Raw genomic sequence first — 22219 nt, 5'->3', positions numbered from 1 at the left:
ATGCCAAGGCATACGCCGACGGTGCGGGCGTACCAAGCGGTGGCGTCGGTGGCTTTGGCCAGGCGGAGATTTTGGATTGCCATAAGACGAGGGCGGCTAAAGCGCTTGGGGCTCGCCGATTTCGATTGCGTGTCTGTCGGGGTCATAAAAGCGGAAAACACGCTGCCCCCAGGCCTGCTGCTCTACCGGGTGGATGAGGTCCACTTGGGGGGCAATGGACGTAAATGCCGCGTCTATGTCGTCGTGCTCGAAGTATAGAAGAAGGTTTTCGCACCCGTAGGTTTCACGCATCGAGGCTGGTCTTTTCCAGACTGTTTGGGTCAGTGACTGTCCCTCGTGAATGGCAAAGCCGCCTTCAAACAGAACGAAACTGCCAAAGTCCTCGCGAAGCTTCAGGCCGATGACGTTCTGGTAAAAATGTAGGGACAGCGCGATATCGCGGACGAAGGGTATGGGATTGACGAAACGCATGGCTTGGCTCTCGAACAGTTTTGCGAACGGAGGTCAGTCTAGCGTCGTTTCAGCAAATGTCCTGCATGATCCAGCCCAACAAAAAGGCCGGCCTTCTTGCGAAGGACCGGCCCTGGCTCCTCGTTCTTTCGAACAGGATTATTTCGGCGAATAGCTCGGTGCGTAAGAATAGCCGGATGCGGACTGCTTCTGGGGCTGCCGCATCTGGCGCCATTCGGCTTCCATGCGCTCAATGATGTGGGCGGGGATGGCATTGGTGTTGGCGGGAACCTTGGTCTGGCTCGACACTTTCACTTCCATGATGGCGCTCCTTGCTGTGTGGACCGGCTATGAAACGATCTCTGAGGTGGAAGGTTCCACAGCGTTAAAGGATTGTAAATACGCCGCCTAACCACCTTAAACGATTGAATTTATTTAAACCGATTTAGATCTCAACTTATTCACAATCTGTCCTGGCGCGGCCGCAAAATGGTCGGCCAGGCGCCGCATTCAAAGCCGTGAAACAGTGCCTTGAAACAACGGGAGCCGGGTGATGGAAATCGACCGGAAGCGATTCTTTTCCGCGGCACGCGCCGATCCGTTTGGCGGTCGCTTGGGCCAGGGCCAGGTGGACGGGATGAATGCGATCCTCGACCATTGGCAAGATGCGCTGCCGCAGGGCGACGGCCGCTGGCTTGCCTATATGCTGGCGACCGTCTTTCACGAGACGGGGTTTACCATGCGGCCGCTTCGCGAGGGATATGGACGAAGCGATGCACAGACCGTGGCGCGGCTGGATGAGGCCTTTGCCAGCGGACGCTTGCCGAGCGTGACGACGCCCTATTGGCGCGCCGACCGAGACGGCAAATGCTGGTTCGGGCGGGGGCTGGTACAGATCACCCACAAGGCGAATTACGACCGCCTGGGCCGGGCGATCGGTCTGGATCTGGTGGCCGATCCCGGCCTTGCTCTTCGCATGGACGTTGCGGTGCGCATTCTCTTTTTCGGCATGACCGAGGGGCTTTTTACCGGACGACGGCTGGCGGCCTATTTTAACCGCGACCGGGAAGACTGGACAGGTGCGCGGGCGATCGTGAACGGACGCGACCGGGCAGAGGCGATTGCCGGATATGGCCGGTCGTTTTGGTCAGCGCTTCAGCGGTGAGCTTCGTGACCGCTCGCTGGCGACGATGCCGGCCAAAACGCATGATTTCTGGAAAGGACTAGCCGATGAAACTCCCGTTTCGCTTGCCGGGGCTGCGCGCGGCAGCCTATCCGTCGCCGCCGGATACCAAGGCCGCAGTACCCCTTGCGCTGATTGCCGGCGAAGGTCAGGCGCGCTGGACGGTCGGGTCTTATGCGGCGCTGTCGCGCGAAGGCTTCATGGGCAATCCGGTGGTACATCGCTGCGTGCGGCTGATTGCGGAAGCCGGCGCGGCGATCCCCTGGTTGCTCTATCAGGACGGAACCGAGCGGGAGACGCATGGCGCACTGTCGCTGATGCGCCAGCCGAACGGGCGGGTGAGCGGGCCGGATTTCTTCGAGGCGCTGACGGGGCATCTGCTTTTGTCGGGCAATGCCTATGTGGAACCGGTGATGCTGGGGAGCCGGGTGGCCGAACTCCATTTGCTCAGGCCGGACCGGGTGAGCGTGGTGGAAGGACGGGATGGCTGGCCGGTCGGCTATGACTATCGCGTGAGCGGTGCGGCGCGACGGATCGCGGCAGACGGCGATGCGGCGCTGTTGCATCTGAAACTCTTCCATCCGCTCGACGACCATTCCGGATTGCCGCCGCTGGCGGCAGCGCGCATGGCGCTCGATCTCAACAATGCCGCGACGCGCTGGAACAAGGCGCTGCTCGATAATTCCGCACGGCCCTCCGGGGCCTTGGTCTACCAGCCCAAGGAGGGCGGCAATCTGACGGTCGATCAATATGAGCGGCTGAAGGCTGAACTCGACGATGGCTATTCCGGCCCGATGCGGGCAGGGCGACCGCTGCTGCTGGAAGGCGGGCTCGACTGGAAGGCGATGGGGCTTTCCCCGCGCGACATGGATTTCATGGAGGCCAAGAACGGGGCCGCGCGCGACGTGGCGCTGGCCTTCGGTGTGCCGCCCATGCTTCTGGGCATTCCCGGCGACAATACCTATGCCAATTACCAGGAGGCCAACCGCGCCTTCTTTCGCCTGACAGTGCTGCCGCTGCTCAACCGCACGGCGAGCGCCTTTTCCGGATTTTTGTCCAGGCTCTATGACGAGGAACTGCGGCTTGAGCCGGATCTCGACCAGGCGCCGGGGCTGAGCCTCGAACGCGATGCCCTGTGGACGCGGCTGGGGCAGGCGGATTTCCTCAGCGACGAGGAGAAGCGCGAGGCGGTGGGCTATGGCGGTGAAGACAGCTGAAGCCGATGACCGTGGAGCTGCTGTTGGCGAAGCACTGGATCCATTGTCGCCATTCGGCGGCGTGTTGAATCAAGATATCAAGTCTCGCAACACGCATGTCAGCTGTCGGCCCCAAGCGATTCAAACCACGTTTTTGTTAGTGATCGCTTGAAGAGCATTTCCGGCTATTCGGATTTTCAATTTGAGTCTGGAGAATGAAGACGATGACCGACTTTTCCCATGATGGCGGGTTGTGGACGGCGCGGCTGGCGGGCGCGGTGGCAGGCTCTGCGATCTCGCTTGCCTATCTGTTGCCCCATGGACGACGGGAGGCCGCGACACGGTTTCTGACCGGTGTCGCCTGCGGTCTTGTCTTTGGCGGGCCGACCGGCATCTGGCTGGCGGCGCGCCTCGATCTCGCAGTCACCATGGGACGCGGCGAAGTTGTGCTGATGGGATCGGCGGCGGCAAGCCTGTGTGCCTGGTGGGCGCTGGGGGCGCTGGCCCGCATTGCCGGCAAATGGAGCGGCAAGGGCGGGTGACACCCTGTCCTTGACGCCCGGCATGACGGGATGAGACGGATCATCATCCGCCCCTCGCACAGCGTCGTCCCGTGATCGGGCAAGGAACATCGTTTCCTTTCGACAGTCATTCATTCCATCGGGAGAGACTTCATGACCCTGTTTAACGGGCGGCTTTCGCTTGTCCAGAAATATGCCGACCTGACATTGCAGGGCGTGGCGGGGGACGGGCGGTTTTCGGGCTATGCCAGCATTTTCGGAGAGGTCGATCTGGGGCGCGACGTGATTGCCCCGGGGGCTTTTCGCCGGTCGCTGGATCGGCGCGGGGCCTCTGGCGTGCGCATGCTCTATCAGCATGATCCGGCCGAACCCATCGGCGCCTGGACGGTGATCCGCGAGGATGGGCGCGGGCTTTACGTGGAGGGCCGGCTTGCGCCGGGCGTGGGCCGTGCCCGCGAAGTGCTGGCGCTGATGAAAAGCGGCGCGCTGGACGGGCTGTCGATCGGTTTTCAGGCGGTCAGGTCCAAGGCCGACGGCAAGAACCGCGCGGGCACGGGCGTGCGCCGCATTCTCGAGGCGGACCTCTGGGAAATCTCGGTGGTGACCTTTCCGATGCAGCCCGAGGCACGCGTTTCCAACGTCAAGAATGCGCGGTTCTTCCGCGACAGGGAGACCGAGCTGCTGCGCGCCATGCGGCGGGCGGCTCGGACAATGGCAGAAGCGAAATTCAAGCAAGGGATGACACGATGACCATGGAAAACAGCATGATGGTGCCGCATAAAAAGGCGCTCGAATTGAAGGCCATGCCGGAGACGATGACGGCAGCCTTCGACGACTTCATGATTGCCTTCGAGGCGTTCAAGGACGCCAATGACGAGCGGCTGGAACAGATCGAAACCAAGCTTTCCGCCGATGTGGTGACCCGCGACAAGGTGGAGCGCATCAACAAGGCCATCGACGACCAGTCCAAGCTGATCGACCAGATGGCGCTGAAGAGCCTTCGCCCGAGACTGGGGCGAACTGGCGCGGCGTCTGTGGGGGCCGACGAACACAAGGCCGCCTTTGACGCCTATATCCGCCGTGGCGAGGAGTTGGGCCTGCGCGAGATCGAGGCCAAGGCGATGAGCGCTCAGACATCGGGCGATGGCGGCTATCTGGTACCGGATGAAACCGATAGCGAGATTGGCCGCAGGCTTTCGGTGGTCTCGCCGATCCGCGCACTTTCGACGGTGCGGCAGGTGTCTGGCTCTGTGTTGAAAAAGCCCTTTGCGCCGGCCGGTATGGCTTCGGGCTGGGTGGCGGAGACCGCGGCACGACCGCAGACCAATACGCCGGAACTGGCGGAACTCTCCTTCCCGACCATGGAACTCTATGCCATGCCGGCGGCAACCCAGAGCCTGCTCGACGATGCGGCGGTGGATGTGGAATCCTGGATTTCGGCCGAAGTGGATATCGCCTTTGCCGAACAGGAAGGGACGGCCTTCGTGCTGGGCGACGGGGTGAACAAGCCGAAGGGATTTCTGGCCTATGACACGGTCGATGAAGCGGCCTGGGAATGGGGCAAGATCGGCTTTCTGCCGACGGGAGCCGCCGGCACCTTTGCGGCAAGCGGTCCCTCCGATGTGCTGATCGATGCGATCTACACGCTGAAGGCGGCTCACCGGCAGAATGCGAGTTTCGTCATGAACCGCAAGACGCAAGGCGAGATCCGCAAGTTCAAGGATGCCGATGGCAATTATCTCTGGCAGCCGCCGGCAACGGCAGACGGTGCGGCGGCGCTGATGGGCTTTCCGGTGACGGAGGCCGAGGACATGCCGGATATTGCCGCCAATGCGCTGGCGATTGCCTTTGGCGACTTCCGTTCCGGCTATCTGGTGGTCGACCGCACCGGCGTGCGGGTGCTGCGCGATCCCTATTCAGCCAAGCCTTACGTTCTGTTCTACACCACCAAACGCGTGGGCGGCGGTGTGCAGAATTTCGAGGCCATCAAGCTGGTGAAATTTGCGGCCTAAGGCGTGCCGGCGCTTGGACCCCCTCACCAGGACAATCTGCGCCTTGGCTTTGCCATGACCCCGTTTTTCTATCCTCTCCCACCACGGGAGAGGAGAGGATAGGGCGGGCAGGCCGCCCCGATAAAATAGTGCAAAAGCCGCAAACAGTGGCGGCGCTTTTGGAGATCCCCATGACCTATGCCCAGATCACTCCGCCGTCGGTGGAGCCGCTGACGCTTGCCGAGGCCAAGGCGCATATGCGCCTGGATGCAGCCGATGAGGATGCACTGATCACGGCACTGATTTCGGTGGCGCGCAATTGCCTGGAGCACGTGACCGGGCTTTGCCTGATGAGCCAAGGGCGCCGTCTCTATCTGGATGGCTGGCCGGTCAACGGGATCGTGCGCATTGCCCATGGTCCGGTGATCTCGGTGGATGCGGTGACGGTCTATGACGCGGATGGCACGCCGGAGATACTGTCGCTCGATGGACAGTGGCTGGATGGGGTGAGCCGGCCGGCCCGTTTCTGGCTGCCGCGGCAAGTGGCGCCGGGGCGAGCGATGAACGGCATCGAAGTCGACTTTACCGCAGGCTTTGGCGAGACCGGGGCAGATGTTCCGGACGAGTTGAAGCGGGCCATGCTGATGCATGTGGCGCTGATGTTCTCCTATCGCGGCGTGGTGTCTGCCAGCGACCAGCCGGCGGCCATGCCGGAGGGCTATGCAAGGCTGGTGGCACCCTATACGCGAAAGGGGCTTTGACATGGCAGGCTTCGATCCCGGGGAGATGACGGCACGACTGACGCTGTCGCGACCCGTGGCCGTCAGCGATGGCCAGGGCGGGGCGGTCGTCACCCACGAGGCGGTGGCAGCGCTTTGGGCGCGGATCGTGCCATTGGCTGCCGCCATAGAGGAGCGGGCGGGGGCAGAACTGGTGACGTTGACCCATCGCATATGGATCCGTCATCGCGCCGACATGCAGGCCGGCATGCGCTTGGAGAAAGGCGCACGACGGTTTGCCGTAAAAAGCGCCCACGATCCCGATGAGACACAACGCTTTCTGGTGCTCAGCTGCGAGGAGGAGGGACCATGAGCCTGCTCTTTGTCCTGACGGGACCCGATCTCGCCGAAGCGCTGCGCCGGCTGGTGACGAGGCGGGTGCGGCAAATGCGCGATGGAGTCGAGGCGGTTGATGCGGGCCAGGGCCGCGATGGCTCCGGGACGGATGATCCCTCCACGAATGCAAAGGGAGACGGGCAATGACCGCTCCGGTGAATGACCTGCTGACCGCAATCCACGCGCGGTTGACGGCAGAGCCAGGCCTTGCAGCGCTGCTCGGCGATGCCATCCACGATCGCCGGCTGAACCGCACCGCCATGCCCTATCTGGTGATTGGCGAGGCCGAGGCGCGCGACTATTCGACATCGACGGAGCCGGGCCTCGAAGTCTTGCTGACAATCGAGGCCTGGTCGGCCGCATCGAGGCGCGAAGCCGAGGAGGTTGCAGCAACAGTGCGGGCGAGCTTGGAGGACGCGCAGCTCTTTCTCGAGGATGTCCAGCTGATCTCGCTCAGCCATCAGCGCACAGCCAGCAGACGGGAGGCCAAGACGGCTCTGTTCGTGGCCGAGATGCGGTTTCGCGCGGTGCTGGAGTGAGGCCTTCGGTCCGATCCGGTCGGACGAAAATAATCACGATCACGGTTCAACAAGGGAGCCCAAGATGACGGCACAAAAGGGCAAGGACCTGCTGCTGAAGATTGATGATGGCGGCGGGTATCAGACGGTGGCGGGTCTCAGATCGAAGCGGCTGGCTTTCAATGCCGCAACGGTCGATGTGACCGACGCGGAAAGCGCCGGGCGCTGGCGCGAGCTTCTGGGCGGGACGGGCGTGCAACGTGCCTCGCTGTCGGGCAGCGGTCTGTTCAAGGACGCAAGTTCCGACGAACTGGTGCGTGCGTCCTTCTTCTCCGCCAGCATCCTGAACTGGCAGGTGGTGGTGCCCGACTTCGGTACCGTGACCGGTCCGTTTCAGGTGACGGCGCTTGACTATTCCGGCGCCCATGACGGTGAACTGACCTTCGAGATTGCGCTGGAATCGGCCGGTGCGCTGAGCTTTGGAGCCTTGTGATGGCGCGCGCGATGACAATGCACCGCGCCAACCGCCGGCGCGGCGAGGTGGAGGCGGTGATTGACGGCGAGCGGCGCATTCTCTGCCTGACACTGGGCGCGCTGGCGGAACTGGAAACGGCCTTTGCCGCAGACAGCCTCGCCGATCTCGGTCAGCGCTTTTCCGGCGGGCGGCTGAGGAGTGTCGACCTGATCCGCATCCTGGGGGCCGGCCTGCGCGGTGGTGGAAACGCGTTTGACGACGAGGATGTGGCGGTGATGACGGTGGATGGCGGATTGCCGGGCTTCGCCTCGATTGCCGGCGAACTGCTGGCGGTGACCTTTGCCGGGACAGGCGAACCGCGCAAAGGGAGTGCTGCGCCGGACCCCTGATAGCCGCAGCAGATGGAAAGCCTGACGATGTGGCGCCGTTTCCCTGGGACGCGGCGCTGCATGCCGGGCTCCATCTTCTGCGGCTGAAACCAAGGGTGTTCTGGCGATTGACGCCGATGGAACTGGCGGCGATGACAGGCGCCTTTTCGCCGCCAGGTGGCCGGATCGGGCGCGCGACGCTGCAGGATTTGATGCGGGCGTTCCCCGATGGGTGACGCTGCCTCTTGGGGAGGCTGAGGCTCAGCAGCGCTGTTTTTCCACCGGGCATATATTGGCGACGGTGCAGGTCTGACTGTTCTTGAGCCTGCCCTGTCGCCTTGGAGGATCTGACATGGATGACGAAACACTCTCGTTGGGCGTCGATATCGACGCAACGGCTGCGCTTTCCGTTCTGGACGATCTGGAGCGGCGGTCGCAATCCTTCGGACGGGCGCTGACATCGGCGCTGTCGAGTGCCGCAAGCGGCGGCAAGGGGCTGGACGATGTGTTGCGCGGCCTGGGCAATCGCCTGACCGCCATTGCCCTGCAGGCGGGTTTGAAGCCGCTGGAAAATCTGGTGTCCGGCCTTGCAGGCTCTCTTGTCGGATCGGTGACGCCTTATGCGCTGGGGGGCGTTCCCGGGCGGGTAACGCCCTTTGCCGATGGCGGCGTGGTCTCAGCCCCCACCTACTTTTCCATGGGACACGGCACCGGGCTGATGGGCGAGGCTGGCGCCGAGGCGATCCTGCCCTTGAAGCGCGGCCCCGACGGCGCATTGGGTGTCGAAAGCAACGGCGGCGGCGGCCAGCAGATCGTCTTTAACGTGACGGCCACCGATGCGGAGAGTTTCCGACGCTCGGAAGGGCAGATTACCGCCATGCTGGCCCGCAGCGTGGCACGCGGAAAGCGCGGACTTTAGCCCAAAGCGGGCCTCTGAAGGATGACGGCCTGCGGGTGGGCCGAGGCGGTGTTGCCCATATAGCGTTCCTCGATCCCTGACATGTGAGCCAACGCCCGGCGCAGATTCCGGCTTCTCTGGAGAACAAAGATGACGGCTTTTCACGACGTGCGGTTTCCGTTGCGGCTGTCGCTGACGACCAGCGGCGGGCCGGTGAGGCGGACCGATATTGTCAATCTTTCCAATGGCCGCGAGGCCCGCAATCGCCGCTGGGCCAATTCGAGACGTGCCTATGACGCGGGCTCCGGCCTGAAATCGGTGGCCGACCTTTATGCGGTGCTCGAATTCTTCGAAGCGCGCGGTGGAGAGATGTATGGTTTTCGCTTCCGTGACCCGATCGACTGGAAATCGGCTGCACCCGATGCGGCGGTGACGCCGATCGATCAGGCGATTGGCACCGGTGACGGCGAGACCGATGAGTTCCAATTGACCAAGACCTATGGCGATGCCGGGGGCATCTGGCGACGCGAGATTTACAAACCAGTGGCAGGAAGTGTGTCGGTTGCGGTGGCCGGCGCGGTGCAGGCAGCGGAGAATTTCGTCTGCGATCCAGCAACCGGCATGGTGCGTTTTGCCGAGGGCCATGTTCCGGCTGGGGGCGCGGCGGTGACCGCTGGCTTTGAATTCGACGTGCCAGTGCGCTTTGCCACGGACCGGATCGAGGTGAATCTTGCAGCCTTCAATGCCGGCAGCATTCCAGCCATCCCCCTGATCGAGATTGTGCCATGAGACAGATATCCGAAGATCTGGCGGCTCATCTGGGCGGCGATGCGACGACGCTTTGCCATTGTTGGCGCCTGACGCGGCGCGATGGCGTGGTGCTGGGCTTTACCGAGCATGATCGCAATCTGGCCTTCGATGGCACCGATTTTAAGGCCGCGAGCGGATTTCGGCGAAGCGAAACCGAGGCGGAAGACGGGCTTGCGGCTCCGCCAAGCGAGGTGACCGGCGGCTTTTCCAGTGAGGCCATGACCGAGGGCGATCTGGCATCCGGTCGCTATGACGGTGCGCGTGTCGAGGTCTTTATCGTCAACTGGCAAGCGCTCGACCAACGCCTGCTGTTGAAGGTGCAGGAGATTGGCGAGGTGAGCCGGGGCGGCGGGCAGTTTACGGCCGAGCTCAGAAGTTTTGCGCATCGGCTGGGCCAGGAAAACGGGCGCGTCTACAACCGCCGCTGCGATGCCGATCTGGGCGATGGCCGGTGCCGGGTGAATTTGGCAGCCTTTCGGGCAACAGGCACGGTAACGGCGGTCGAGGCGCCCGAGCAGATTGTTGCGAGCGGACTTGACGGTTTTTCGGCCGGATTTTTCGATGGCGGAAGACTGGTCTTTGAAAGCGGCGCCAATGCGGGACTTGTGCTTGCAATCGACAGCACAAGAGCCGTCGACGGCGGGATCGAACTGCGCTTCTGGCTGCCGCTGGAGGTTTTGCCCGAGAGTGGCGACACATTCGAGATTACCGCCGGCTGCGACAAGAGTTTTTCCACCTGCCGGGCACGCTTTTCCAATCACCTGAACTTCCAGGGCTTCCCGCATGTGCCGGGCAGCGACTTTGCCTATTCCTACGCCGACGGCAGCGGCAACCACGATGGCGGGGCCTTGTTCGAATGAGCGTGATCGGTGAACGGGCACTGGCCGAAGCCGAGACCTGGATCGGCACGCCCTATCGCCATCAGGGGGCGACAAAGGGCGTCGGTTGCGATTGCCTGGGCCTGATCCGCGGTGTGTGGCTTGCGCTTTACGGGAAAGAGCCGGAGGTGCCGGGCCCCTATGCGGCGGACTGGGCCGAACATGGTGGTGGCGAACGGCTGATCGAAGCGGCAGAGCGGTGGTTCAGGCCGGTGGCGGGTCTTCAGGCGGCAGGTCCGGGTGATGTGCTGCTGTTTCGCTTTCGCCCGCAATTTGCGGCCAAGCATGCCGGTATTCTGGCCGGTGAAGGACATTTCATTCATGCCTATGAGCAGGCGGCGGTGCTTCGCTCAGCCCTTGTGCCCGCATGGCGACGGCGGGTGGCGGGCGTTTATCGCTTTCCGGAGATCTGATGATGGCGACCATCGTTTTTCAGGCGGTCGGCGCAGCCATTGGCAGCGCCTTCGGCCCCATTGGCACGATTGTCGGACGGGCTGCAGGGGCACTGGTTGGCAGTGCCGTCGACCGCGCAATCTTTTCCGATAGCCGCACGATGTCCGGCGCAAGGCTTGCCACGGCGCGGATACCGGGCGCCAGCGAAGGAACCGCGATCAACCGGGTCTACGGCTCCGCGCGCATCGGTGGCACGCTGATCTGGGCAACGCGGTTCGAGGAGGAGGTGACCACCGAGCGCAGCGGCGGCAAATCGACCGGCGGCGCCAAGGTCAGAAGCTTCCACTATTACGGCAATATGGCGGTGGGACTTTGCGAAGGGCCGGTGGCCGGCATTCGCCGTGCCTGGTTCGACGGGCGCGAGGTGGATCTGACCGGCATCGAGCTGCGCTTTCACGACGGTTCCCAAAACCAGCAACCCGATCCGCTGATCGAAGCCAAGCAGGGGGCGGGCAAGGCACCCGCCTATCGCGGTCTGGCCTATGTGGTAATCGAGCACCTGCCGCTTGGCGATTTCGGTAACCGCATACCGGTGATGCAGTTCGAGGTGATGCGGCCGGTGGGGACGCTGGAGCGCCAGGCGCGGGCCATGGTGGTGATTCCCGGTGCGACCGAGCATGGCTATGCGACAACGCCGGTCAGCGAAAAGACCGGGGCCGGCAGCATTCGCATCTTGAACCGAAACGGCTTGATGGCGGCCACCGACTGGCAAGCCTCCATCGACGAATTGCAGGCGGTCTGTCCGAATCTCGAAACCGTGGCGCTTGTCGTGACCTGGTTCGGCACCGATTTACGCGCCGGCAATTGCCGGATTGTGCCGGGCGTGGAAGTGGCCGCACGGCAAGGCGAAAGCCGTGCCTGGTCTGTGGCGGGGATCGGTCGGGCGGGTGCGCATCTGATCAGCCACCATCAGGGCGGTCCTGCCTTTGGCGGCACCCCGGATGACGCAAGCGTGGTGGAGGCCATCAGGGACCTGACGGCGCGCGGGCTGAAGGTGGTCCTCTATCCCTTCCTGATGATGGACATCGCCTATGGCAACGACCTGACCGATCCGTATGGAGAGGCGGCACAACCGGCCTATCCCTGGCGCGGGCGCGTGACCTGCCATCCTGCCATCGGCCAACCGGCAACCGCGGACCGGAGTGCGGCGGCGCGAAGCCAGATCAATGCCTTTTGCGGATCGGCGGAGACGGATGATTTCGCCATCAATGGCACGCGCGTGCGCTATGACGGCCCGGATGAAGGCTATCGGCGGCTCGTGCTGCACTACGCCTTGCTGGCCAAGGCTGCGGGCGGCATAGACGGTTTCCTGCTGGGATCGGAATTGCGCGGGCTGACGACCGTGAGGGATGCGGCCAATGCCTTTCCCTTTGTCGAGCAGCTGATCGATCTGGCCGGTGATGTCAGGGCAATCCTCGGTGCTGGAACGAGTATCACCTATGGCGCCGACTGGAGCGAATATTTCGGCTATCACCCGCAGGATGGCTCGGGCGACGTGTTCTTCCATCTGGATCCGCTGTGGGCAAGTTCCGCCATCGATGCCGTGGGGATCGACAATTACATGCCGCTTGCCGACTGGCGCGACGAGGACCGGGCCTCGGCCAGTCCGGACGGCTTTCGCGTTGGCGACGATCCGGTGGGGCTGGAAGGGCAGATCACCGGTGGCGAGGGCTTTGACTGGTATTACGCCTCCGGTGCAGACCGGGAGAGCCGGAACCGTTCCCAAATCGCCGACGGACTGGCGGGCAAGCCCTGGGTGTTCCGCTACAAGGATATCGAAAACTGGTGGGGCAATCGCCACTATGAGCGTGAGGGCGGGGTGGAAAAGCCGAGCCCGACGGCCTGGACCGCGGGGATGAAGCCGGTCTGGCTGACCGAACTGGGATGCCCGGCAGTGGACAAGGGCTCCAACCAGCCGAATGTCTTTGCGGACCCGAAATCCTCGGAAAGCGCGATGCCCTATTTTTCCGGTGGCGGGCGGTCCGACAGCACGCAACGCCGGTTTCTGGAAGCCCATCATCGCCATTGGCAGAGCGGCGATGCGCCAGACGGAATGGTCAATCCGGAGCGGCTGTTTCTGTGGTGCTGGGATGCGCGCCCCTATCCGGCCTTTCCGTTTCGCAGCGATATCTGGAACGATGGCGGAAACTGGCGAACGGGACATTGGCTGAACGCGCGGCTGGGTGCAGGCACGCTTGCCGATGTGATTGCCGCGATCCTGACCGATCACGGCTTTACCGATTTCGACGTGTCGCAGGTCTCCGGCGACCTGACCGGATACATGCAGGGGCAGGTCACCTCGGCGCGCGCGCTGATCGAACCGCTGGTGGAGGTGTTTGCGCTCGACGTGATCGAAGATGGCGAGCGGCTGGTCTTTCGCTCCAGGGACAAGGCAAGCCTGCCGCCAGTAGATGCGGCGGTGCTGGCGGACCTGAAGGATGAACCGCTTTGGCGCGAGACACGCGGTCATGACGGTGATTTTGCCGCCGAAGCCGTTCTGACCTTCTTCGATGAGGCAAGCGATTATGGCGAGGCCAGCGCACGGTCGAGACGGCTGGAAGTGGCCACCCGCCGGGAACTGACCCGTGAACTGGCGGCGGTGATCCCCGAGGAAACAGCGCTGTTGGCCGCGGAAGGTCTGCTGCGCGATCACCGGCTATCGCGCCATACGCTGGAATATGCCCTGTCACCCAACCGGCTGGATGTCACGCCGGGCGACGTGTTGCGGCTGACGCAAGGGCCGGGGACGCGCTTCATCGTGACACGCATCGAAGACGGAGTCGCCCGCCGACTTCATTTGCGCCGGCTGGGCACCGGCAGTTCCGCAAATGTGGTGCCGACGGACGAAGGGCGCCTGCCGGGGGGCAATCCGAGTGCGGGTTTTGCGCCGCTCGTGCATCTGATGGATTTACCGCGCCTCGATGGGGCAGGGACCGAGGCCGATTTCGCCCGGGTGGCTGCACTGGCAAAGCCGTGGCGACGCATTGCCTTGTCGTCTTCTCCGGTAGAAGACGGCTATCGCCTGCGCACGGTGGTGGAACGTCCCGCGGTGACGGGCACATTGATGGCGGATCTCGGCACTGGCGTGTCCGGTCGCTTCGATCGCTCACAGTCGCTGGATGTCGGACTTGATTTCGGTGCGCTGTCGTCCGCGCCCAGGCTGTCTGTCCTGAACGGGACAAACCGTATGGCGGTTCAGTCGGAAAATGGCGGGTGGGAAGTGCTGGCCTTTGCGCAAGCGGAAGAAATCGCCACCGGGCGCTGGCGGCTGTCGAACCTGCTTCGCGGATTGGCGGGCACCGAGGATTGCATGACGGCCGGGGCTGTTTCAGGCGCATCCGTCGTGCTGTTGAACGAGGCGGTAGTGCCGGTGGGGCTCGCACCCGATGAGGCGGGGCTGCTGCTCAACTGGATCGCGGAACCGGCAACAGGCAGTGGCGCAGCGACTGAGGCGATTGCCTTTGCCGGAGGCCTGCGGGCGGCAACGCCGCTGGCACCGGTTCATCTGCAAGCACGGCGACAGAGCGATGGTGATATCCGAATCACATGGGTGCGGCGGGGGCGGCTGGACGCCGATGACTGGATGGCCGCCGACATTCCGCTCGATGAGGAAGAGGAAGGCTACCGGCTGGACCTGCTGGATGGAGAGGCGGTGGTGCGCAGCGTGCATGTGTCTCAACCGGCCTATGTCTATGCCCAGTCGGAGGAGATTGCGGATTTTGGCGCGGTGCCGACGACGCGCTCGGTGCGGGTGCGCCAGCTTGGCCGCAAGGTGGCCGAAGGGTTGCCGGCTGAGGCGGATCTGCCTGTCTGATTCGTCGGAGATTGCCCCTCTTGCCCATGGCTGTGCCTTCTTTACCGCCGGCGCGAACGCGGAGACGAGAGGCAGGGCCAGGCGACGTAAAATTTCCACAACATCCAGCAAAGGAGAACGCGATGTTGACGATGAAGCCATGGTATCAGTCAAAGACGGTTTGGGGCGGTTTGCTGGCGGTGGCCGCACCGCTGTTGAGATATGGCGGGCTTGAGGTGGATGCCGAAGCCCAGGGGCAGTTGGCCGATATGGCCGTGACGATTGCAGGCTCAATCGGTGGATTGCTGGCGATCTATGGCCGTATTTCGGCAAAATCGGGCATCGCTGGCCATTAAACGGTTTGTGAATGCGTGCATTCATTTGCCATTCAGACGTCATCGGTTAAAAATCCGCCAAACAAGACAAGCGGTGGAATTAAATCGATGGCATCTCCTCTGATCATAGCGGCGCTGGCGGGCGCATTGTCCGGCCTCTCCGTGCCGGCGCAACTTGATGGACACGTCACCTATGTCGCCGCGGATTGCTCGGCCGCCGCCTCGCGGGTTGTGGCCCAGACGGGTGGCCAACTCTTGTCGGCCAAGCCCTCGGGCGGCAATTGCGTGGTGACCGTTCTGGTGCCTGGAAACGGCAATGAACGGCCCCGCAAGGTGACCGTGAAGGTTCCGCAGTAACAAGCGATGATGCGCCGACATGAGCGCGGTGCGTCATCCATAAGAACAAGAACGAATGAGGAAGCACGGAATGCGCATTTTGGTGGTGGAAGACGATGCCGATCTGAACCGGCAACTCGTCGAGGCGCTGCAGGAGGCAGGATATGTGGTGGATACCGCGCTCGACGGCGAGGAGGGACACTTTCTCGGCGATACCGAGCCTTACGACGCGGTGATCCTCGATATCGGCCTGCCCGAAATGGACGGCATTACGGTTCTGGAAAAATGGCGGGGCGCCGGCAAGGACATGCCGGTGCTGATTCTCACGGCACGCGATCGCTGGAGCGACAAGGTGTCCGGTATCGATGCCGGTGCCGACGACTATGTGACGAAGCCGTTTCATGTCGAGGAAGTGCTGGCACGCATTCGCGCCCTGATCCGCCGGGCAGCCGGCCATGCCTCGTCCGAGATCGTTTGCGGACCGGTGCGTCTGGATACCAAGGCATCCAAGGCGACCGTGTCCGGAACGACGCTCAAGCTGACCTCCCATGAATTCAGGCTGCTCTCTTATCTGATGCATCACATGGGCGAAGTGGTCTCGCGCACCGAACTGGTGGAACACATGTACGATCAGGATTTTGACCGGGATTCCAACACGATCGAGGTCTTTGTCGGACGCTTGCGCAAGAAGCTCGGTGTCGACATGATCGAGACGGTGCGCGGTCTGGGTTACCGCATGCAGGCGCCGGGCGACGCGCGTGCGAATTAGATCCCTCACAGAACGGGTCTTGTTGCTGGCGACCATCTGGTCGGCCGTGGCGCTGGTGACGATTGCGCTGGTGATTTCGGCGCTTTACCGGCAGGGCGCGGAGCGTGCCTTTACCAGCGTGCTCAACGCCCAGCTCTACAATGTCATCAATTCCGTCTCGATCGGCGCAGACGGCAATCTGGCCGGCAATCCCGAACTGGGCGACCTCAGGTTTTCGCAGCCATCGACGGGCTGGTACTGGATTGTCGAGCCATTGGGCACATTCGGCTCCGTGCGGCTGACCTCGATATCCCTGGGAAGCAATACGCTGCCGGTGCCAAGCGTTGCCGAAATTCCCTTCAACAACAGCTACGAGCGGTTTTACCAGGTTGACGATCACGTCGGTAATCACTTGAAAGTGGCTGAAACCGAAGTGGTTCTCGATGGTGACGGGCATGCAGCACGGTTTCGCGTTGCCGGCAACCTGACCGTCGTCGAGGAGGATATCGCCGCCTTTTCCCACAGGCTTTACATCGCACTGAGCATTTTCGGCATCGGTGGATTGCTGCTGAATGCCGGCGCCATTCTTTACGGGCTGAAACCGCTCGACAGGGCGCGACGTGCGCTGGAGAGTATCCGCGGCGGCGAGGCCGAAGCGCTGGAGGGAAATTTTCCGCGCGAAATCCTGCCTCTGGTCAACGAGGTGAACGCGCTGATCGAAAGCAACCGCCGCATTGTCGAGCGCGCGCGAATGCAGGTTGGCAATCTCGCCCATTCCCTGAAAACACCGATTGCCGTGCTGCTGAACGAGGCGCGCGCGCTGCCCAAGGCGCAAGGGGCACTGGTAATCAACCAGGCCGAAGCCATGCAAGCGCAGGTGACCTCCTATCTCAACCGCGCGCGGATTGCCGCCCAGCGCGACTCTGTTCTGGCGCGCTGCGAGGTGGAGCCCGTTCTGGAACGCCTGGTGCGCGTGATGCGGCGGTTGAATCCGCAGATCGAGTTCGATCTGACCATGCAGCCAGCGCTGGTACTGGCCATGGAGCAGCAGGATCTGGAGGAGACGGTCGGCAATCTTCTGGAAAATGCCGCACGATTTGCCAAGGAAAAAATACGGGTGGATGCACGTCTTGCGGCGGACGGCGTGGCCGGTAGCGATCCCGCCCGTCGTCAATGGGTGGAACTGGTCGTCGAGGACGATGGGCCGGGCCTGGAGGATGGGCAGATCGCAGAAGCCATGAAGCGTGGCCGCAGGCTTGACGAATCCAAGCCTGGCACGGGTCTCGGGCTGTCTATTGTCAAGGAAATCGCCGGCGAATATCAGGGCGATTTCGGGCTGTCGCGGGCGCCTACCGGGGGCTTGAAGGCTCGGCTGATCCTTCCGGCCGTCAGCCGCGACGCTGTGCGCAATTGATCACAGTCTTCAAGGACTGCTCTCCTGATCCAAGATATCCCCCAAATCGGCGACTGGACATGATAAACCTTATATTCGATTGTTCAGGCAAGATTCGGAAAGGCCGCATGCGAAGCGCTTACAGAACACGCTCCATCGTCATCATCGTCGCATTTGCGTCTCTGGCTGGCTGTACGACCTCTTCCGGCGGCAAGGGGACGGGGTCTTTCCTGTCGTCTTCCTCCAATAGTTCGACCGTGTTCATCACGTCGCTGAACGGCGGAATTGTTGCCCGCAGCGGTGTGCAGCTGTCCAAAGACGATCGCGAGCGCGCACTGGAAGCGGAATATCGGGCGCTTGAGGCCGCTCCGGGTGGCCAGCCGGTGGCATGGGCTGGCAGCAATGTGAGCGGTCAGGTGGTTGCCGCAGCGCCCTATCAGGTGGGCGCGCAGAACTGTCGGCAATATACCCACAAAATCAATACCAACGGCCGCGAAGTCGAAGCGCGTGGTGCCGCCTGCCGCAACAAGAACGGCAGCTGGACGCCCTTGACATAAGTCAAGGCCGCTCGACCAGAGCAGGTGTAGCCATCCTCTTGCGGCCAAACGCCTCAAAAGCGCGTGACCGCCTGTTTAGCGATTGGAAAGCAGCGGCCGTTGCAGTAATTGGGCTCCATGTTGTTCTGGATTATCACCGCCGTCCTGACCTTTGCGGTCGCCGTCCTTCTTTTGTATCCGCTATGGCGGGCATCTGCGCCTGCCATCGATGTGGATCGGGCCGGAGAGGAAGCCGTTTATCGCGATCAGTTGCGCGAGCTCGAGCGTGACAAGGCGCAAGGGCTGATCTCGGCTGAGCAGGCGGAATATGCCCGTGCCGAAATCGGACGGCGGCTTCTGGCCGTTGCCGGAAAAGGTGCCGAGGCACCGGTGCGGACGGGACGCCACCGCATGGCCCAGATTTTCATTCTTCTCTGTCTGCCGCTAATCGGGCTCGGTTTCTATCTGGAGACCGGAAGTCCGGGTCTCAAAGACCAGCCGCTTGCGGCACGGTTGGAAAACCCCGGCAACAATATCGACCTGCTTGTGGCAAAGGTGGAACGGCATCTGGCGCAGAACCCGGAAGATGGCGCCGGTTGGGATGTGCTGGCACCGATCTATTTCAGGGGCGGACGGATGGGCGATGCCCATATGGCCTATCGCAATGCCATCCGTCTGTCAGGCCCGTCTGCTGCCCGCTATGCGGGGCTGGGCGAGGTGATCATCGCCGAAAACGACGGCGTGGTCACGGCGGATGCGAGTGCTGCCTTCGAGGCGGCGCTGAAGGAGCAACCCGACAATCCGCGCGCCGAATTCTATCTGGCTTTGGGCTTCGAACAGGCTGGCAAGCAGGATGAGGCGCTGGCGGCCTTCGAGGCGCTTGCGGCAAAGTCACCCGCCGATGCGCCCTGGCTGCCGCTGGTGAAGCAGCATATTGCCATGGTCAGCGGCAAGGGGCCGGTTGCGGCACAAGGCGATGCACCGGGTAATCCGAGCGAGGCCGATATCGCCGCGGCCCAGGATATGTCGGCGCAGGATCGCACAGCGATGATCCGCGGCATGGTCGACAGCCTCGATGCCAAGCTGAAGGAAAATCCCGACAATTTCGAAGGCTGGATGCGTTTGGTCCGTTCCTATGCGATGCTCAAAGAACCAGATCGCGCGGTGGACGCTTTGAACGCCGCCTTCAAGACATTTCCGGCGAATGGCAAGCAGGGTGCGCAACTGGCGGACCTTGGCCGTCAACTGGGCCTTCCCGTGGAGGACGTCAAGCAATGACCCGCAAGCAGAAACGTCTCACAGTCATTCTTGGCGGCATGGGCTTTATTTTCGCCGCTGTCCTGCTGGTGATGTTCGCCTTCGGCCAGTCGGTTGCCTATTTCTACATGCCGTCCGACCTTCAGACCAATCATGTCGGCCCGGGAACACGCATTCGCCTCGGCGGGCTGGTGGAAGACGGCTCGGTGAAGCGCGGTGGAGGATCGACGGTCACCTTTGCCGTGACCGATGGCAAGAACACGGTCCCGGTGACCTATACCGGCATTCTGCCCGACCTGTTTCGCGAGGGGCAGGGGGTGGTGACCGAAGGCACGTTCGAAAGCGGCAATGTCTTCGTGGCCGATACGGTGCTTGCCAAGCATGATGAAAACTACATGCCCAAGGAAGTCGCCGACCGGTTGAAGAAAGATGGCGTCTGGGAAGGCAAAGAGAAGGCCACGCAATGATCATCGAACTGGGCCATTACGCGCTGGTTCTGGCGCTCGCGACCAGCATCATTCTGTCGGTCTTGCCGATGATCGGCGCACGGCGCGGCGATGGCGCGCTGATGGCGATTGCCACAACCGGAACCGTCGCCCAGTTCGCGCTGGTGCTGTTTTCCTTCGCGGTCCTGACCCATGCCTATCTGGTCTCCGATTTCTCGGTGAAGAACGTGTGGGAGAACTCGCACTCGCTGATGCCTGCGATCTACCGATTCTCGGCGGTCTGGGGCAATCACGAAGGCTCCATGATGCTGTGGCTGCTGATCCTGTCGCTGTTTTCCGCGCTGGTGGCCTTCTTTGGCACCAACCTTCCCGATCGCCTGAAGGCCAATGTGCTTGGCGTTCAGGGATGGATTTCCACGGCCTTCACACTCTTCATCCTGTTGACCTCCAACCCGTATATACGGCTGAGCCCGGCACCCGCCGAAGGCCAGGACCTGAACCCGATCCTGCAGGATGCCGGTCTGGCGATCCATCCGCCGCTGCTCTATCTCGGCTATGTCGGTTTTTCCGTATCCTTCTCGTTTGCGATTGCCGCCCTGATCGACGGCCGCATCGATGCGGCCTGGGCACGCTGGGTGCGTCCCTGGACGCTCGCTGCCTGGACCTTCCTCACCGCCGGCATCGCGATGGGGTCTTACTGGGCCTATTACGAACTCGGCTGGGGCGGTTGGTGGTTTTGGGACCCGGTCGAAAACGCATCCTTCATGCCATGGCTTGCCGGTACGGCACTTCTGCATTCGGCGCTGGTGATGGAAAAGCGCGAGGCGTTGAAAATCTGGACCGTGCTGCTGGCCATCCTGACCTTTTCGCTGTCGTTGCTCGGCACATTCCTCGTCCGCTCGGGCGTCTTGACCTCGGTCCATGCCTTTGCGACAGATCCGACACGCGGTATCTTCATTCTCTGTATCCTGATGCTGTTTATCGGCGGAGCATTGGCCCTGTTTGCTTTCCGCGCACCATTGTTGAAGTCCGGCGGTCTGTTTGCCCCGATTTCGCGCGAGGGCGCGCTGGTGCTCAACAACCTGATCCTGACGGTTGCAACGGCAACGGTGCTGATCGGCACGCTTTATCCGCTGCTTCTGGAGACATTGACCGGCGACAAGATCTCCGTTGGCCCCCCTTTCTTCAACCTGACCTTCGGCCTTTTGATGCTGCCGCTTCTGGTGGCGGTACCCTTTGGACCGCTTCTGGCGTGGAAGCGCGGCGATCTGCTGGGCGCGTTCCAGCGGCTTTACGCGGCAATCGCGCTGGCCTTCGTCGTGTCACTGGTCATCTATTACATCGAACATGGTGGCCCGGTGCTGGCGGTCTTCGGCATGGCGGCAGGGCTTTACCTCGTCTTCGGCGCCTGTTCCGACCTCTGGTATCGCGCCGGTTTCGGAAAACTCGCCTTCAATGTCGCCTGGCGTCGCTTCGCCGGTCTGCCGCGCTCGGCCTATGGAGCGGCACTCGGGCATCTGGGACTTGGCGTAACGGTGCTCGGCATTGTGGCCGTTACCACCTATGCCACGGAAACCGTGGTGGAAATGAAGCCCGGAATGACCACGGAGGCTGGCGGCTACAGCGTGACCTTTGACGGGATGCGGCAGGCCGTCGGCCCCAACTTCACCGAGGATCGCGGCCATTTTACGCTGCGCAAGGGCGGTGTCGACAAGGGCGATTTCTGGTCGTCCAAGCGGCTTTATACGGCGCGCAGGATGCCGACCACCGAAGCCGGTATCCGCACCTTTGGCCCAAGCCAGCTTTACGTATCGCTGGGTGATCCCATGGATGATGGCGGCATTGTCGTGCGGATCTGGTGGAAGCCCTATATCCTGTTCATCTGGTTCGGTGCCGTGATCATGATGGTCGGCGGGTTCGTCTCGCTGTCGGACCGTCGCCTGCGTGTCGGTGCACCGAACCGGCGGGCGAAAGCGGTGCCGGCACGGCTGGAGGCGGCGGAATGATCGCCGCAGGGGCATTCGGGTTTGCGCGTAGCGTGAAGCTTATATTTCTTGTTGTGCTTCTCGGGCTCTCTGCAGCACCCGCCTTTGCCGTCAACCCGGATGAGGTGCTTGCCGATCCGGTGCTGGAGGAGCGGGCGCGCAATCTGTCGATGCAGCTGCGTTGTCTCGTGTGCCAGAACCAGTCGATCGACGATTCCAATGCCGAGCTTGCCAAGGATTTGCGCCTTCTGGTGCGCGAACGGCTCGTCAAGGGCGACAGCGATCAAGACGTGATCGGCTATATCGTCTCGCGCTATGGCGAGTTCGTTTTGTTGAAGCCGCCTCTGGCGCTCAAGACCTATCTTTTGTGGGGCGCACCTCTTGTGCTGTTCCTGATCGGCGCGATTGCCATGTTTACCTATGGTCGCAACCGGGCAGGCACCGCGCCGGAGAAGCTGACCGCGGAAGAAGAACAAAGGCTGAAGACCCTGCTGGCCGAAAACGGCACTGACCAGTCCTGACTATCTTTCTGGA

At 62.5% G+C, this 22219-nt stretch carries 29 protein-coding genes; 27 read left to right on the top strand and 2 right to left on the bottom strand.

From position 1 onward, the window contains the following. Positions 1–96: 96 nt before the first annotated feature. Both ACQQ2Q_RS02160 and ACQQ2Q_RS02155 read right to left on the bottom strand, forming a co-directional pair. The gene (locus ACQQ2Q_RS02160; protein WP_428185378.1) at positions 97–471 is read right to left on the bottom strand and encodes a VOC family protein; all 375 of its coding nucleotides are present in this window, start codon (positions 469–471) and stop codon (positions 97–99) included. Positions 472–609: 138 nt separating this feature from the next. Beyond that, complete coding sequence (locus tag ACQQ2Q_RS02155) at positions 610–771, bottom strand: hypothetical protein (RefSeq protein ID WP_428185377.1); 162 nt, start codon at positions 769–771, stop codon at positions 610–612. Between the two features lie 232 nt (positions 772–1003). On the opposite strand from ACQQ2Q_RS02155, the gene ACQQ2Q_RS02150 reads away from it, so the two are divergent. The 27 genes from ACQQ2Q_RS02150 to ACQQ2Q_RS02020 all read left to right on the top strand — a co-directional run bounded on the left by ACQQ2Q_RS02150 (position 1004) and on the right by ACQQ2Q_RS02020 (position 22206). Next, positions 1004–1615: a glycoside hydrolase family 19 protein gene (locus tag ACQQ2Q_RS02150; protein WP_428185376.1), complete on the top strand. Its 612-nt coding sequence runs from the start codon at positions 1004–1006 to the stop codon at positions 1613–1615. 65 nt (positions 1616–1680) lie between these two features. Then, entirely contained in the window at positions 1681–2850 is a 1170-nt protein-coding gene (locus tag ACQQ2Q_RS02145) for a phage portal protein (protein ID WP_428185375.1), read from the top strand. Beyond that, the gene (locus tag ACQQ2Q_RS02140; protein WP_428185374.1) at positions 2831–3001 is read left to right on the top strand and encodes a hypothetical protein; all 171 of its coding nucleotides are present in this window, start codon (positions 2831–2833) and stop codon (positions 2999–3001) included. The genes ACQQ2Q_RS02145 and ACQQ2Q_RS02140 overlap by 20 nt, the downstream gene beginning before the upstream one ends. A 52-nt stretch (positions 3002–3053) precedes the next feature. After that, complete coding sequence (locus ACQQ2Q_RS02135; protein WP_428185373.1) at positions 3054–3371, top strand: DUF6107 family protein; 318 nt, start codon at positions 3054–3056, stop codon at positions 3369–3371. Positions 3372–3503: 132 nt separating this feature from the next. Beyond that, the gene (locus tag ACQQ2Q_RS02130) at positions 3504–4100 is read left to right on the top strand and encodes an HK97 family phage prohead protease (protein WP_428185372.1); all 597 of its coding nucleotides are present in this window, start codon (positions 3504–3506) and stop codon (positions 4098–4100) included. Continuing rightward, positions 4097–5362: a phage major capsid protein gene (locus tag ACQQ2Q_RS02125; protein WP_428185371.1), complete on the top strand. Its 1266-nt coding sequence runs from the start codon at positions 4097–4099 to the stop codon at positions 5360–5362. The genes ACQQ2Q_RS02130 and ACQQ2Q_RS02125 overlap by 4 nt, the downstream gene beginning before the upstream one ends. A 170-nt stretch (positions 5363–5532) precedes the next feature. Beyond that, positions 5533–6102 carry a head-tail connector protein gene (locus ACQQ2Q_RS02120; RefSeq protein WP_428185370.1) on the top strand — a complete coding sequence of 190 codons (570 nt, stop codon included), beginning with the start codon at positions 5533–5535 and terminating at the stop codon, positions 6100–6102. A gap of 1 nt (position 6103) precedes the next feature. Further along, complete coding sequence (locus ACQQ2Q_RS02115) at positions 6104–6433, top strand: phage head closure protein (RefSeq protein WP_428185369.1); 330 nt, start codon at positions 6104–6106, stop codon at positions 6431–6433. Then, a complete protein-coding gene (locus tag ACQQ2Q_RS02110; protein WP_428185368.1) occupies positions 6430–6603 on the top strand; it encodes a hypothetical protein in 174 nt (57 codons plus the stop codon). Before ACQQ2Q_RS02115 ends, ACQQ2Q_RS02110 begins: the two co-directional genes overlap by 4 nt. Next, on the top strand, positions 6600–6995 hold the full coding sequence (locus ACQQ2Q_RS02105; RefSeq protein ID WP_428185367.1) for a DUF3168 domain-containing protein: 396 nt from the start codon (positions 6600–6602) through the stop codon (positions 6993–6995). Before ACQQ2Q_RS02110 ends, ACQQ2Q_RS02105 begins: the two co-directional genes overlap by 4 nt. A 64-nt stretch (positions 6996–7059) precedes the next feature. Then, complete coding sequence (locus ACQQ2Q_RS02100) at positions 7060–7467, top strand: phage major tail protein, TP901-1 family (RefSeq protein ID WP_428185366.1); 408 nt, start codon at positions 7060–7062, stop codon at positions 7465–7467. After that, complete coding sequence (locus ACQQ2Q_RS02095) at positions 7467–7838, top strand: gene transfer agent family protein (protein WP_428185365.1); 372 nt, start codon at positions 7467–7469, stop codon at positions 7836–7838. The genes ACQQ2Q_RS02100 and ACQQ2Q_RS02095 overlap by 1 nt, the downstream gene beginning before the upstream one ends. Before the next feature lie 29 nt (positions 7839–7867). Further along, entirely contained in the window at positions 7868–8053 is a 186-nt protein-coding gene (locus ACQQ2Q_RS02090) for a rcc01693 family protein (RefSeq protein WP_428185364.1), read from the top strand. A 116-nt stretch (positions 8054–8169) separates the two neighbouring features. Next, complete coding sequence (locus ACQQ2Q_RS02085; protein WP_428185363.1) at positions 8170–8736, top strand: phage tail tape measure protein; 567 nt, start codon at positions 8170–8172, stop codon at positions 8734–8736. A gap of 129 nt (positions 8737–8865) precedes the next feature. Continuing rightward, positions 8866–9504, top strand: a complete 639-nt coding sequence (locus ACQQ2Q_RS02080) for a phage distal tail protein, Rcc01695 family (RefSeq protein ID WP_428185362.1) — start codon at positions 8866–8868, stop codon at positions 9502–9504. Then, complete coding sequence (locus ACQQ2Q_RS02075) at positions 9501–10385, top strand: DUF2163 domain-containing protein (protein WP_428185361.1); 885 nt, start codon at positions 9501–9503, stop codon at positions 10383–10385. Before ACQQ2Q_RS02080 ends, ACQQ2Q_RS02075 begins: the two co-directional genes overlap by 4 nt. After that, positions 10382–10816, top strand: a complete 435-nt coding sequence (locus tag ACQQ2Q_RS02070) for an NlpC/P60 family protein (RefSeq protein WP_428185360.1) — start codon at positions 10382–10384, stop codon at positions 10814–10816. Before ACQQ2Q_RS02075 ends, ACQQ2Q_RS02070 begins: the two co-directional genes overlap by 4 nt. Before the next feature lie 2 nt (positions 10817–10818). Further along, positions 10819–14670, top strand: a complete 3852-nt coding sequence (locus ACQQ2Q_RS02065) for a baseplate multidomain protein megatron (protein WP_428186459.1) — start codon at positions 10819–10821, stop codon at positions 14668–14670. Between the two features lie 122 nt (positions 14671–14792). Then, on the top strand, positions 14793–15005 hold the full coding sequence (locus ACQQ2Q_RS02060) for a hypothetical protein (RefSeq protein ID WP_428185359.1): 213 nt from the start codon (positions 14793–14795) through the stop codon (positions 15003–15005). An 87-nt stretch (positions 15006–15092) separates the two neighbouring features. Continuing rightward, entirely contained in the window at positions 15093–15341 is a 249-nt protein-coding gene (locus ACQQ2Q_RS02055) for a hypothetical protein (protein ID WP_428185358.1), read from the top strand. Between the two features lie 70 nt (positions 15342–15411). Continuing rightward, positions 15412–16089 (top strand): response regulator transcription factor, encoded by a 678-nt coding sequence (locus ACQQ2Q_RS02050; RefSeq protein ID WP_428185357.1) that lies wholly within the window; start codon positions 15412–15414, stop codon positions 16087–16089. Further along, positions 16079–17482 carry an ATP-binding protein gene (locus ACQQ2Q_RS02045; RefSeq protein ID WP_428185356.1) on the top strand — a complete coding sequence of 468 codons (1404 nt, stop codon included), beginning with the start codon at positions 16079–16081 and terminating at the stop codon, positions 17480–17482. Before ACQQ2Q_RS02050 ends, ACQQ2Q_RS02045 begins: the two co-directional genes overlap by 11 nt. 107 nt (positions 17483–17589) lie before the next feature. Further along, complete coding sequence (locus ACQQ2Q_RS02040; protein ID WP_428185355.1) at positions 17590–18018, top strand: hypothetical protein; 429 nt, start codon at positions 17590–17592, stop codon at positions 18016–18018. A gap of 117 nt (positions 18019–18135) precedes the next feature. Beyond that, positions 18136–19275, top strand: a complete 1140-nt coding sequence (gene ccmI / locus ACQQ2Q_RS02035) for a c-type cytochrome biogenesis protein CcmI (protein ID WP_428185354.1) — start codon at positions 18136–18138, stop codon at positions 19273–19275. Continuing rightward, on the top strand, positions 19272–19721 hold the full coding sequence (gene ccmE / locus ACQQ2Q_RS02030; RefSeq protein WP_428185353.1) for a cytochrome c maturation protein CcmE: 450 nt from the start codon (positions 19272–19274) through the stop codon (positions 19719–19721). Before ccmI ends, ccmE begins: the two co-directional genes overlap by 4 nt. Continuing rightward, positions 19718–21706 (top strand): heme lyase CcmF/NrfE family subunit, encoded by a 1989-nt coding sequence (locus tag ACQQ2Q_RS02025; protein WP_428185352.1) that lies wholly within the window; start codon positions 19718–19720, stop codon positions 21704–21706. The genes ccmE and ACQQ2Q_RS02025 overlap by 4 nt, the downstream gene beginning before the upstream one ends. Then, positions 21703–22206 (top strand): cytochrome c-type biogenesis protein, encoded by a 504-nt coding sequence (locus ACQQ2Q_RS02020; protein ID WP_428185351.1) that lies wholly within the window; start codon positions 21703–21705, stop codon positions 22204–22206. Before ACQQ2Q_RS02025 ends, ACQQ2Q_RS02020 begins: the two co-directional genes overlap by 4 nt. The last annotated feature ends 13 nt before the right edge of the window (positions 22207–22219 follow it).

Source organism: Agrobacterium sp. ES01, assembly GCF_050320885.1.
In the GTDB taxonomy this organism is placed as follows: domain Bacteria; phylum Pseudomonadota; class Alphaproteobacteria; order Rhizobiales; family Rhizobiaceae; genus Allorhizobium.
The sequence above is the reverse complement of the archived record's forward strand: the minus strand, read 5'-3'. Positions and strand labels throughout refer to the sequence as shown.